The sequence below is a fragment of the Achromobacter xylosoxidans genome, from assembly GCF_014490035.1.
In the GTDB taxonomy this organism is placed as follows: domain Bacteria; phylum Pseudomonadota; class Gammaproteobacteria; order Burkholderiales; family Burkholderiaceae_B; genus Achromobacter; species Achromobacter bronchisepticus_A.
In genome coordinates, this window is the sequence record NZ_CP061008.1 from 3,405,774 (window position 1) to 3,417,413 (window position 11,640).

At 67.8% G+C, this 11,640-nt stretch carries 10 protein-coding genes; 5 read left to right on the plus strand and 5 right to left on the minus strand.

The window, feature by feature from the left end; all coding sequences use genetic code 11:
• Nucleotides 1-35: 35 nt before the first annotated feature.
• Nucleotides 36-506, minus strand: a complete 471-nt coding sequence (locus IAG39_RS15955; RefSeq protein WP_059375963.1) for a hypothetical protein — start codon at nt 504-506, stop codon at nt 36-38.
• 69 nt (nt 507-575) lie between these two features.
• A complete protein-coding gene (locus IAG39_RS15960; protein ID WP_118932449.1) occupies nt 576-1,175 on the minus strand; it encodes a GNAT family N-acetyltransferase in 600 nt (199 codons plus the stop codon).
• Between the two features lie 108 nt (nt 1,176-1,283).
• Here IAG39_RS15960 and IAG39_RS15965 point away from each other — a divergent pair, with 108 nt between their 5' ends.
• Nucleotides 1,284-2,516 carry an NAD(P)/FAD-dependent oxidoreductase gene (locus IAG39_RS15965; protein ID WP_118932483.1) on the plus strand — a complete coding sequence of 411 codons (1,233 nt, stop codon included), beginning with the start codon at nt 1,284-1,286 and terminating at the stop codon, nt 2,514-2,516.
• A 36-nt stretch (nt 2,517-2,552) separates the two neighbouring features.
• Here IAG39_RS15965 and IAG39_RS15970 read toward each other — a convergent pair whose 3' ends face one another.
• Nucleotides 2,553-3,686, minus strand: coding sequence for a 3-deoxy-7-phosphoheptulonate synthase (locus IAG39_RS15970; protein WP_059375968.1), 1,134 nt, complete (start codon nt 3,684-3,686; stop codon nt 2,553-2,555).
• 241 nt (nt 3,687-3,927) lie between these two features.
• Between IAG39_RS15970 and IAG39_RS15975 the strand changes: the two genes are divergently transcribed.
• A complete protein-coding gene (locus tag IAG39_RS15975; protein WP_059375971.1) occupies nt 3,928-5,154 on the plus strand; it encodes an EAL domain-containing protein in 1,227 nt (408 codons plus the stop codon).
• Nucleotides 5,155-5,343: 189 nt separating this feature from the next.
• Complete coding sequence (locus tag IAG39_RS15980) at nt 5,344-6,654, plus strand: ferric reductase-like transmembrane domain-containing protein (protein WP_118932448.1); 1,311 nt, start codon at nt 5,344-5,346, stop codon at nt 6,652-6,654.
• A gap of 5 nt (nt 6,655-6,659) precedes the next feature.
• Here the strand turns inward: IAG39_RS15980 and IAG39_RS15985 are convergent, their stop codons facing one another.
• Nucleotides 6,660-8,315 (minus strand): mucoidy inhibitor MuiA family protein, encoded by a 1,656-nt coding sequence (locus IAG39_RS15985; RefSeq protein ID WP_240633243.1) that lies wholly within the window; start codon nt 8,313-8,315, stop codon nt 6,660-6,662.
• A gap of 145 nt (nt 8,316-8,460) precedes the next feature.
• Complete coding sequence (locus IAG39_RS15990; protein ID WP_118932446.1) at nt 8,461-9,351, minus strand: LysR family transcriptional regulator; 891 nt, start codon at nt 9,349-9,351, stop codon at nt 8,461-8,463.
• A gap of 104 nt (nt 9,352-9,455) precedes the next feature.
• Here IAG39_RS15990 and IAG39_RS15995 point away from each other — a divergent pair, with 104 nt between their 5' ends.
• Together IAG39_RS15995 and IAG39_RS16000 are read left to right on the plus strand one after the other, a co-directional pair.
• Nucleotides 9,456-10,763 carry an MFS transporter gene (locus IAG39_RS15995; RefSeq protein ID WP_118932445.1) on the plus strand — a complete coding sequence of 436 codons (1,308 nt, stop codon included), beginning with the start codon at nt 9,456-9,458 and terminating at the stop codon, nt 10,761-10,763.
• Between the two features lie 82 nt (nt 10,764-10,845).
• Complete coding sequence (locus IAG39_RS16000) at nt 10,846-11,556, plus strand: DUF2325 domain-containing protein (protein ID WP_118932444.1); 711 nt, start codon at nt 10,846-10,848, stop codon at nt 11,554-11,556.
• Nucleotides 11,557-11,640: the final 84 nt, after the last annotated feature.

The following is an 11,640-nucleotide window of genomic DNA, read 5'->3' on the forward strand; positions in this document are numbered from 1 at the left end:
TGTGGATAAGGCCGGCCCTGTGGATACTGTGCTTTTTATGTAGACAGGTGTTCGACGGCAACGCCCGGCGGCACCTTGCGCATGCGGTCGCGCTCGATGCGCGGCGGGGCGAAGCGGGTCTTGCGGGCAGCGGCGTTCTGCAGCAGCACGGACAGCACCGCGCCCTTGTCCTGAATCCACTCATTTTTGCCGCGCAGCAATTTCATCGCGTTCTCGGCGGTGCCAAGGCGATAGGTCATGGAGTTGATCTGGACCGAGGTCTTGCCATTGAAAACGGCCGCATCCTGTTCGGTGATTGCCGCGGCGTCCAGATTGCTGCTGTCGTGATCGATGCGGTAGACGAACTTCAAGCCGCTGTGCGGATCCTGCACCACCACGAGCTTGTCGGACCCCGATATGTCGGACAGCATGCCGATCACCAGCGACTCGACCAGCTGGTTGCCGCGCTGTTCCTCGGTGTAGATGTATATCGTGTGACGCGCTGGCGCGGCGTAGGTCTGTTGCATAACTGGCTTCAATAGTGCGGGGCAGGCCTGGCGGCCCGGACAAGCTGCGAAAAGAGCGGGCGATGCGCGCTATCCGGCGCGGCGCATGCGCATCAGCAAGCGCGCTTTGACGGCTGGCCAGTCCTCGTCGAGGATCGCGAAGTAGACCATGTCGCGCGCGCGCCCCGATTGCGCGATCAGGTGCTTGCGGAACACGCCTTCCTCCACGCCGCCGATCCGCAGGATGGCCTGGCGCGATTGCATATTGCTCAGTTCAGTCTTGAATACGATGCGCATGATACCAATTGTTTCAAAGGCGTGCTGCAACAGCAAGAACTTGGCCTCGGTATTGGCGCCGGAACGCTGGCTTGCGGGCGTGAGCCAGGTGCCGCCGATCTCCAGGCGCTTGTGCGCCAGCGCGATGTCCATATAGCGCGTTGCGCCGATGACCTGGTCGTTGTCCTGCCGCACGATGACAAATGGCAGGCAGTTGCCATCGCGCTGGCCGGCCAGCGCGCGGTCGACATAGCGCTGCATATCGTCCAGCGTCTGCACGGGTTCGGGTTGCAGGCGCCACAGCTCGGGGTGCAGGCCCACCTGCGCGAGCGGCTCGGCATGGCTGGCGGTGAGCGGTTCAAGGCGCACGACCTCGCCAGCGAGCGTGACGGGTTGCAGGCGGGGGCTGGTCATGACGTATTCCTTGATCGGAGCGTGGGCGCGGAGGGCTGGGCGTGCAGCAGGCGATTCTACGCGCGCGCGCCCTTGCCGAATACCGCACGCAAGCGCAGAATGCGCCGCATGAAAACAGACGCCTTGGTCCTGGGTGCGGGCATCGTCGGGGTGAGCACCGCCCTGCATCTGGCGGCGCGCGGCCGTTCAGTGGTGCTGCTGGACCGGCGCGGCCCTGGCGAGGAAACCAGCTACGGCAACGCGGGCCTGATCGAACGGGCCAGCGTGATTCCCTATGCCTTCCCGCGCGACTGGCGCAGCCTGTGGCGCTACGCCAGGAACAATACGCCGGACGTCAGCTACCACCCGCGCTTTCTGCCGCGCATCGCGCCATGGCTGCTGCGCTACTGGTGGCATTCGGCGCCGTCGCGGCTGACGCGCGCGACCCAGGCCATGCTGCCGCTGATCGAGCGCTGCGTCGCGGAGCACGACGCGCTCAAGGACGAGGCCGGCATCTCGCGCCTGTTCCGGCGCAGCGGCTGGATCGATGGCGTACGCAGCGAGGCCGGCCTGGCCAGGGCCGCGGCCGAGGCCCTGGCGCTCGCGCCGTACGGGCTGAACTACCGCGTATTGGACCGCCAGGCGCTGGCGGCGCTGGAACCTTCGCTGTCGCGCATGGCCGGTGCGGTGCATTGGCTGGATCCGGTCAACGTTTCGGACCCGGGCGCCGTCACGCGCGGCTACGCGGCCTTGTTCGAACGGCGCGGCGGCGTGCTCGCGCGCGGCGACGCGCGCAGCCTCAAGCCATCTGGCCAGGGTTGGCAGGTGCTGGGAGAACAAGGGCTGATCGAGGCCCGCGATGTGGTGGTTGCGCTGGGCCCGTGGTCGCCGGACATCCTGCGCCCGCTGGGCTATCGCATTCCCATGGCGGTCAAGCGCGGCTATCACCAGCATTACGCATTGGAAGATGGCGCGACCTTGTCGCATCCGGTGGCGGACATCGAAAGCGGTTTCGTCGTGACGCCCATGACGCTGGGCGTGCGCCTGACCACGGGCGCCGAGTTCGCGGCGCGCGATGCGCCGCCTTCACCGATCCAGATCGAGCGCACGCGGGCGTTGGCGCGGCAGCTGCTGCCGCTGGGCGAGGCCGTGGAGCGCGAACCGTGGATGGGTTGCCGGCCCTGCATGCCGGACATGCGGCCGGTCATCGGACCAGCGCCGCGCCATCCCGGCCTGTGGCTGGCGTTCGGCCATGCGCATCATGGCTTTACGCTAGGTCCGGTGACGGGCAAGCTGCTGGCCTGCATGATCACGGGCCAGGCGCCGGACATGGATCCGGCGCCTTACCGCGTCGGCCGCTGAGGCCGTACGCGGCAAGAGACGCGAGAAGCGCGGTTCTCAGGCCGGTTTTGCGGCCTTTTCGCGGCGCTGGCGCACGGCCAGGGCCAGCGTTTCCAGCACCGGCGCGGTCTGCGACCAGCCCAGGCAGGCGTCCGTGATGGACACGCCGCGGCGCAGCGGCAGGCCGGGCTTCAGGTCCTGGCGGCCTTCTTCGAGATGGCTTTCGATCATCACGCCGGTGATGCGGCCGTCGCCCTGGGAGATCTGGGCGGCGATATCGTTGGCCACGTCGACCTGGCGCAGATGCGACTTGTTGGAGTTGGCGTGCGAGCAGTCGATCATGACCTGTTCGCGCTGGCCGGCGGCGCGCAGGGCGGCGCAGCAGGCGTCGACGCTGGCCGCGTCGTAGTTCGGGCCTTGCTTGCCGCCGCGCAGGATGACGTGGGTGTCCTGGTTGCCGCGGGTTTCGAAGATGGCGGCCATGCCCATCTTGGTCATGCCCATGAACGCGTGCTTGGCGCTGGCGGCGACCATGGCGTCCGCGGCGATCTGCACGCCGCCGTCGGTGCCGTTCTTGAAGCCCAGCGGGCAGCTCAGGCCGGAACTCAGCTGGCGGTGGCTGGGGCTTTCGGTGGTGCGCGCGCCGATGGCGCCCCACGCGATCAGGTCGGCAATGTACTGCGGGCTGAGCAGGTCCAGGAATTCGGTGGCGATCGGCAAGCCCAGGCCGCTGATGTCCAGCAGCAGTTCGCGCGCGCGGCGCAGGCCTTCGTTGATGCGGAAGCTGCCGTCCAGGCGCGGATCGTTGATGTAGCCCTTCCAGCCCACGGTGGTGCGCGGCTTCTCGAAGTACACGCGCATGACGATGAGCAGGTCTTTCTGGTGCTGTTCGGCGGCGGTGCGCAGCAGGCGCGCGTATTCCATGGCCTGGCCATGGTCGTGGATGGAACAGGGGCCCACCACCAGCACCAGGCGGTCGTCGCGGCCGTGCAGGACGTCGGCGATCTGGACGCGGCTTTGCTCGACCAGCGTCTGGATCTCGGCCGAAACCGGCAGTTCGTCCTGCAGCAGGGCGGGCGAAATCAAGGGGCGCACCGCGCTGATGCGGGTATCGTCGGTGCGCGTGTTGTCCTGGGTGGAGTCGGCCGCGCCGACCTCGCGGTCGTGCAGGGGGTCGTCAATGCGGGTCAAGGGTAGCTCCGTGCCGTAGATGCGGGAAGAAAGACATCTATTATGGCACCGGCCGCGCCGCGGGGCGACGGAAGGCTGCCTCCCTCTGGCTGATGCCGCGAATACTACGACTATCGGCGATGGGGCTGCATTAACCCGTTAGCGATAACGACAGCGCGCGCGCGGATGCCTTAGCATGGGGGACACAGTTTTCCAGCGGCCGCCTGCGGGGGCCCGCCCTATATGAGTAGGACGGTAGACCATGCCTAAAACGGAACCCGGCGGAACCCGACGGATACTCCTCGTCGAAGACCACCCGGTCGAACGCGCCTATCTGCAGAACGTGCTGCTGGCGCTGGGTTTCCGCCGGGTCGCCGGCCTGGGCAGCAGCATAGAAGCGGTCAGCGCGCTGACGCGCCAGTTCTACGACGTGGTCATCAGCGACATCGTCACGGGCGAGGGCGACGGCACGCGGCTGCCCAACGAACTGCGGCGCCTGGTGGACGCCGGACGGCTCAAGAGCATGCCGCCCATCATCTGGATCAGCAGCCTCAGCGATGAACTGTTGCAGTCGCACGTGCGGCTGGCCCTGCAGGCCGGCTGTCCCTCCGCGCAGGCCTTGTCCAAACCGGTGTCCCGCAGCGCCATGCAGCAGGCCATCAAGACGGCGTTGCGCAGCATCGACGAAGACGATGCCGCCTCGACCCGGCCGCGCTCGCTGCGGCGCGACGTCATCGAGGCGGCGTTGGGCCATGCGCTGATCACGGGGCAGGGCATGAGCGTGGTGCTGCAGCCGCAGATGAGCCTGTCGACGGGCCGCGTGCTCGCCGCCGAGGCGCTATCGCGCTGGGATCACCCCGAACTGGGCGCGATTCCGGCGGCGGACTTCGTGCCTGCCGCGCACCGGCTGGGGCTGGACCGGACCTTGTTCTGCTTGGTGACCGACAAGGTGCTGGAGCTGCAGCAGCGCATGCATGCCGAGGACATCGCCGTGCCCATCGCGATCAACGCCTCGGCCTCCACGCTGTGTTCGCGCGACCTGCCGGGCCTGCTGGAGCAGCGCGTTGCGCAGGCCGGCCTGCCGGCCCGGTTGATCAAGGTCGAACTGACCGAGGATGAGCCGGTAACCGATTGGCTGGCCTTGTCCTCGGCGCTGAACCTGCTGCGCGTGCGCGGCTTTGAATTGGCGATGGATGACTTCGGCGCGGGCATCGCCTCCATGCGTCTGTTCTCGGCCATGCCCTTCACCGAACTGAAGATCGACCGCGACTTCATCGTCCATATGCATCGCGAGCCCGCGTCGCGCGCGGTGGTCGCCGCCGCCATCGAGATGGGCCGCGTGCTGGGCCGGCGCGTGGTCGCCGAAGGCGTGGAGCACGAGCGCGACGTGGAGTTGCTGCGCGAATTGGGCTGCGACGTGGCGCAAGGCTACGGCATTTCCGTGCCGCTGGAACCCGACGCCTTCGTCGAATTCTGCCGCAGCCATTGAGTCATCCGCCCGGCGCGATGGGGTATCCTGGCGCAGGCCGGGTCCGTCCGGACCCTCCCGACTTTCGGCGGACTTGACCCCGATCAAGACTGCGCCCGCGCATGGAAAATTGGCCCCACGGGTGGATTTACCATGGCTTCATGCGGGCTGCGCACGGTGGCGCGGTCCCCTCGATGGAGCGAAGAACCGATGCGACGCATACTGGCCGCCGTACTGCTGATTTCCCTGCTGGCCTGGGCCGGCGCCTATTGGGCGCAACCTCCGGCCGAACTCAACGTCTGGACCGCGCGCGATCAGCTCATCCTGCTGACAGGCCTGGGCGCCTACGCGCTCATGGCCTTGATCATGCTGCTGGCGGTGCGTCCCATGTGGCTGGAAACGCGCATAGGCGGGCTGGACAAGATGTACCGGCTGCACAAGTGGAGCGGCATCCTGGCCGCCGTGCTGGCGGCGGCGCATTACCTGATCAAATTGGGCAAACCGTTGCTGCTGGCGCTGTTCGATCCCGTGCCCAAGACGCCGCGCGCGGCCGCCTTGCTGGACATGTTCCGCGGATCCGCCAAGGACATCGGCGAATGGGCCGTGTGGATCCTGGCGGCGATGGTGTTGCTCACGCTGTGGCGGCGCTTTCCGTACCACATCTGGCGCCAGGTCCACCGCATCGCCGCGGTGATCTTCCTGGTGGTCGCCTTCCATGGCGTGGTGCTGACGCCGGCCGCCTGGTGGTGGCAGCCCGCCGGCTGGCTGGTGGCGCTGTGCACCGCGGTGGGGACGGTTTGCGCCGTCATGGCGCTGACCGGCAATATCGGACGCGGCCGCCGCTACCGGGGGCAGGTGCTGGCCATCGATCATCTTTCCGACGACATCCTGGCGCTCACCTGTAGGGTGGAGGGCAACTGGCACCATCGCGCCGGGCAGTTCGCGTTCCTGACGGCGGACCGGCGCGAGGGCGCGCATCCCTTTACGGTGTCCGGCGCGGACGACGGCACCGGCCGGGTGCAGTTCTCCATCAAGGCGCTCGGCGACTACACGCGGCGTCTGCAGCGCAGCCTGCAAGTGGGGCAGGACGTCATCATCGAAGGCCCTTATGGCTGCTTCGACTTCCAGCGCGGCGATGGGCGGCCGCAGATCTGGGTGGCTGCGGGCATCGGCGTCACGCCGTTCATTTCATGGATGGAATCCCTGCAGACGGACCCGGACACCGCGCCGGTCGCGACCCTGTACTACTGCGCCCGCAATGCCGGCGACGCGCCGTTCGCGGACCATCTGAAAGCGCTATGCGCGCGCGTGCCGAACGTGACGCTGCAGGTGCGCTACAGCGATACCCAGCGGCCGCTGACGGCCGCCGAGCTGGCCGCGGACCACAAGCCGGGCGCGCGATGGCCCAGCGTGTGGTTCTGCGGCCCGACGGGATTCGCCGATGCCTTGAAGGACGGCTTGCACCGGCGCGGCATGCCGGTGAGCGAACTGTTTCACCAGGAGGCGTTCCAGATGCGCTGAGCGCATCAGATGCCGGACACCTCGATGTCGCCCGGATAGTCGACCGAAAACTTCAACACCGTTTCGCGCGACTTGCCGGGCTCCATTTCCCAGTCCCACACCAGCTTGCCGTCTTCCTCGCGCTTGATCTCGCGGTCTGCCGGCGACAGCAGCTTGACCACGATCTTCTCGTTGCGCGAAATGGGCAGGCGGTCCTTGAACGACACCTGCTCCTTGGTGGCCTTGCTGTTCTTGACCGTGATCTTGTACTCGTAGGTCACGCGCTTGCCGCTGCCCGAAAAGCCGGTGCTTTCGGTATAGCGGTTGACCAGCTGGCGCTTGATCGAGATGCCATCGTCGGCGCCCAGCGCCAACTCGAGCTTCTCGCCGGGCATCACCGCCTTCATGGAGCTGGCCGCGACGAAGGCGTCGTCCAGGAAGGTGTTCAGCGAACCGGCCAGGAAGGGGAATTCCGTGTTGTTGCTGGCGTGCGCGGTCAGGAACATGGCTTCGCGCAGGGCCGGCGTGGACTGGTACTGCAGCGTGGCAGGCAGCTTGGCCGTGGCAATGGCCACGCGTTGCGAAGAATTGTCGGACAGCAGCGTGGCCGGATTCTTGATCTGGAACGATGCGCTGGTCGCTTCGGCCTGCACCTCGGCGGTCGCCTGCTCCAGCGGTTCCGGCCTCATCTCGGCAACCGGCGCGGCGGCGTCCTCGAAGGACTGGACGCGCTGGCGCGACATCTTGGCTTCGGCTTCTTGCCTGGCCGCGGCGACCGGCGCCGGGCTGGGGCGCGGACGGGGCGGAGGAGGCGGGGCGGCCACGTCGACGATCCAGGGCTGCAGCGCGGGCGCGCCGCCGCCCAGCGAGGGCCGCGCGGTGGACAGCGTGAGCTTGACGTTATTCCAGTCTTCGCCGGTGTTCTGGCGGATGACGCCGAAGTAGCCCAGGTCCACGCTGCGGTCGGCAGGGCGCAGGCGCGCATCGTAGGCGGGCGTCCAGCGGGCGCCGGCCACGGCGTAGGAAACGTTCAGATCCAGCTTGCCCGCGCGCGCCAGGTTGACGCGCAGGGTGACGGTCTTGGTGCGGCGGTTGAGCGAACTTTGCAGCTGGCCCAGTTGGTCTTGCAATGCGGTCAGTTCGCGCTCCAGCGCCTCTTTCTGTTCGGCCACCCGGCGCAGTCCGGCCAGCGACTTGGCCAGGGAGTCAGCGCTCAGGGACTGGATCGCCTTCAGTTCGTCCAGCGTCAGGCGCGCGCCGTCCTTCGAGGGCTCGGTGGCGCCGCGCTGCATCATCAGCACCAGCTCACGCTGGTTGTCCAGCACTGCCGCTTCGTCGTCCAGCAGCGCCTGCTGGCCCTGCAGCTTGCGTACCTGTTCCTCCAGCTGCTTGACGCGTTCGTTGGCGGTGTCGGCCTGATAGGCGTCGCGCACCTTCACATCCAGCAACGTCGCCTGGCCGGTGCTCTTGGCAGAGACTTGCAGCGAATTCTCCTGCAGGCTGGCCGGCAGCTTCTCCAGCACCAGTTCGTGTTCGCCCGCGGCCAGCTCGCTGCTGGCGGCGCGCGTCACGACCGCGCGGTCCTGGTAGACGGTCACGGAACCGATGGAGGAAGGCAGCCCGGCGGCTGCGGCCAGGCCGGGGATCGTCGCAATGGCCAAGGCCAGAAGGGTACGTCGCACTATTTCACCTTTAGACAGGTTGGAATCGCGCGGCGCCGTGTCCTTTGGGCAGGGACGGCCCGCCGCGCGCGCCAAATTTACATTGTGGCCTGGGCGCTGGTTTTACAGAAGATGACAAACGCGACAGGGCGATACCGCGCGGCCCTCAGGGATGGGCCAGCGCGCGCAGCATGTCCACGGCGTTGCCCGCCGCCGTCGAGCGGTCGTGGCGGCGGTAGGCCATGTCCAGCAAGGCATGCGGCGCGTCGCCCTTGATGGGCCGGTATTCGATGCCTTGCGCGCCCATGTGCCGCATCGCCGCCGGCACGATGGAAATACCCACGCCGGCCGCCACCAGGCTGACGATGGAAGCCATCTGCGGCGCTTCCTGGATGACCCGAGGCACGAAGCCGGCGCGTTGGCAGGCCGACATGATGGCGTCGTACAAGCCGGCCCCGATGGGGCGCGGATACAGCACGAAGTCCTCGTCCGCCAACGCGGCGATGGGCACGCTGCGCTTGCGGCTCAACGCATGGTCTGGCGGCAGCGCCACCAGCATGGGTTCGTCCAGCACGCGCTCGGACTCGAACTCCGGGTCCAGTACGTAGGGCGGCCGCACGAAGGCGACGTCGACGTCGCCCGCGCGCAGGCCGCGCAGCAGCGTGACCGTATTGCTCTCGGTAAGCGTGACGCGCACGTCGGGATAGCGGTCCCGGTACGCGCGGATGGCCCGTGGCAGGTAGGGGTGGAACACCGCCGACGCCGTGAACCCCACGGTGATCGCCCCGCGCTCGCCGCGGCCCAGCCGGCGGGCCGTGTCGATGGCGCGATCGGCGCTGGCGAGGATGGCGCGGGCGTCCTCCAGGAACTGGGCGCCGGCCTCGGTCAGCGCGATGCCCCGCGGCAGGCGCAGGAACAGCGGGGTGCCGATTTCGCGTTCCAGCTGCTGGATCTGCTGGCTCAGCGGCGGCTGGCCTATGCCCAGCCTGGCGGCGGCGCGCGTGAAGTGCAGCTCTTCGGCGACGGCGGTGAAATACCGCAGGTGGCGCAATTCCATCGTTATTACATATGGTCGGGGTGACTTTCATATATTGGACATATGCAGGGGAAAAGTCTACTTTGATTACGTGGGCTGCATGCCCGCCGTTTTCGAGAATCCCGATGTCTGCCCCCTTAGCCAGTCCCTCGTCCCCAATCGCCGCGTCCGCGCCGGCGGAACCTGTCTCTGCGCCTACTGATCATCTCGCCCGCGGCACCCCCGGGTTGCGGCGCGCCCAGTGGGCCTTGTTCGCGGCCGGTTTTTCCACTTTTTCCCTGCTGTATTGCGTGCAGCCGCTGATGCCGCTGTTCACCCATGCGTTCGGCGTGTCGCCCGCGCAGAGCAGCCTGGTGCTATCGCTGTGTACCGGCTTCCTGGCTGTCGCCATCTTCTTCGTGGGCTTGTTTTCGCAAGCCGTGCCGCGCAAGCGCGCCATGGCGCTGTCGCTGTTCGCGTCCGCCTTGCTGGGCACCATCGCCGCCGCCGCGCCCGACTGGCACAGCCTGCTGGCGCTGCGCGCGTTGCAAGGGCTGGCGATGGGCGGCGTGCCGGCGCTGGCCATGGCCTACCTGGCCGAGGAGGTCGAACCCGGCACCCTGGGCTTCGCCATGGGCCTGTACATCGGCGGCAGCGCGTTCGGCGGCCTGTCCGGCCGCGTCATCACCGGCCTGGTGTCGGATCATTTCGGCTGGCGCGCCGCGCTGGGCACGCTGGGCCTCCTGGGCATCGTGGCGGCGGTGCTGTTCGTGTGGCTGCTGCCCGCGTCGCGCCGGTTTGCGCCGCAGCGGGGCAGGGGCTGGGCGGGCGTGTGGGGCGATGTGCGCGCAGGCGCCGCCTCGCACCTGAAGAATGGTCCCCTATGCGGGCTGTTCGCGCTGGGCGGCCTGCTGATGGGCGCGTTCGTCACGGTCTACAACTACGTGGGCTTTCGCCTGCTGCTGCCACCATTTTCGCTGAGCCAGACCTTCATCGGCTTCATCTTCGTGGTCTATCTGGTCGGCATCTTCGCGTCGACCTGGTTCGGCCGCCTGGCCGACCGCCATGGGCGCGGCGCGATGCTGTCGGCCGCCACCGGAATGGCGCTGGCGGGGCTGCTGCTGACGCTGTCCAACTGGCTGCCGCTGCTGATCGCCGGGATCGTGGTGTTCACTTTCGGCTTTTTCGCGGCCCACGCCGTCGCCAGCGGCTGGGTCGGACAGATGGCGCGCGGCTACAAGGCGTTGGCGGCGTCGCTCTATCTGCTGGTGTACTACGTGGGTTCCAGCGTGCTCGGATCCCTGGGCGGACACTTCTGGACCACGGGCCAGTGGGCCGGCGTGGCCGCGATGGCGGGCGGACTGCTGACTTTGGCGCTGGCCATCAGCGCGGGCCTGTACAAGCGCACTGGCCGCGTGCCGGCATCGGCCGCGGTGGGGCGGGGCGTCTCCTAGAATGCCATAAAAGATATTAATTCTCATTTATAATTTGCGGCACGCTCGGTGAGCGCCATCCCATCCAGATCCGAGGGCCGCGATGAATCCTATTTCTCCCGACAGCCATAACCTGCAGCGCGAGCATGCCGCGCTGCTTGCCGCCTACGGACAGGCGCAAGCGCATTGCAGCCGACTCCTGGCGGCCCAGGCCGCGCGCATCCTGTATCTGGAGAGCGAGGCCATGCGCCTGCGCGCAGCCGTCATCCAGCGCGACACGGCGCTGGCCTGGGCGCGTGAAGACCGCAATACGCTGGAGACTTCCATTCCAGGGCTGCCCAAACGCGTGGCGCTGGCGCGCCGCGTCGCCCAGTTGATGGAGCGCGTGCAGACGCTCATGCGCGAGCGCTTGGCCTGGCAGGGCCGGGCCGGCGCTGGCGCGCGTGAACTCGAGACGCTTGCGGAACCGCCTGCCTGGCGTCCCGCGCCGCCCGCGGTGGTGCTGCGCGAGAAGGCGGTGCTGTGCGTCGGCGAGGACGCGGTGGCACTGGCGCTGACCCGCAAGATGGTCGAACTGGCCGGCGGGCGTTATCTCGGCCATGACGGCGGCGCGGATGCCGATGGCGAAACGCTGGAAGCCAGCCTGGTGGCCGCGGACCTGGTGATCTGCCAGACCGGCTGCGTCAGCCACGGCGCCTACTGGCGCGTCAAGGACCATTGCACCCGCACCGGTAAACAATGCGTGCTGGTCGACAAGCCCGAAGCCTTGCAGGCGCTGCGGCTGGAACGTCAGCCGCTGAAGACGGGCAACTGAGCCGGGAACCGTAGCGTCGCGTTACCTAGCGTTTCGGCTGCGCGCCCACAGGCGCAATACAGTCGAGGGGCAAGGGGGGCCGAC

Excerpts from the sequence above, each read along its gene's own strand:
- IAG39_RS15990 (WP_118932446.1), bottom strand. The coding sequence starts at position 9,351 with ATGGAATTGCGCCACCTGCGGTATTTCACCGCCGTCGCCGAAGAGCTG.
- IAG39_RS15980 (WP_118932448.1), top strand. The coding sequence starts at position 5,344 with ATGCGACGCATACTGGCCGCCGTACTGCTGATTTCCCTGCTGGCCTGG.
- IAG39_RS15975 (WP_059375971.1), top strand. The coding sequence starts at position 3,928 with ATGCCTAAAACGGAACCCGGCGGAACCCGACGGATACTCCTCGTCGAA.
- IAG39_RS16000 (WP_118932444.1), top strand. The coding sequence starts at position 10,846 with ATGAATCCTATTTCTCCCGACAGCCATAACCTGCAGCGCGAGCATGCC.
- IAG39_RS15960 (WP_118932449.1), bottom strand. The coding sequence starts at position 1,175 with ATGACCAGCCCCCGCCTGCAACCCGTCACGCTCGCTGGCGAGGTCGTG.
- IAG39_RS15955 (WP_059375963.1), bottom strand. The coding sequence starts at position 506 with ATGCAACAGACCTACGCCGCGCCAGCGCGTCACACGATATACATCTAC.
- IAG39_RS15965 (WP_118932483.1), top strand. The coding sequence starts at position 1,284 with ATGAAAACAGACGCCTTGGTCCTGGGTGCGGGCATCGTCGGGGTGAGC.
- IAG39_RS15995 (WP_118932445.1), top strand. The coding sequence starts at position 9,456 with ATGTCTGCCCCCTTAGCCAGTCCCTCGTCCCCAATCGCCGCGTCCGCG.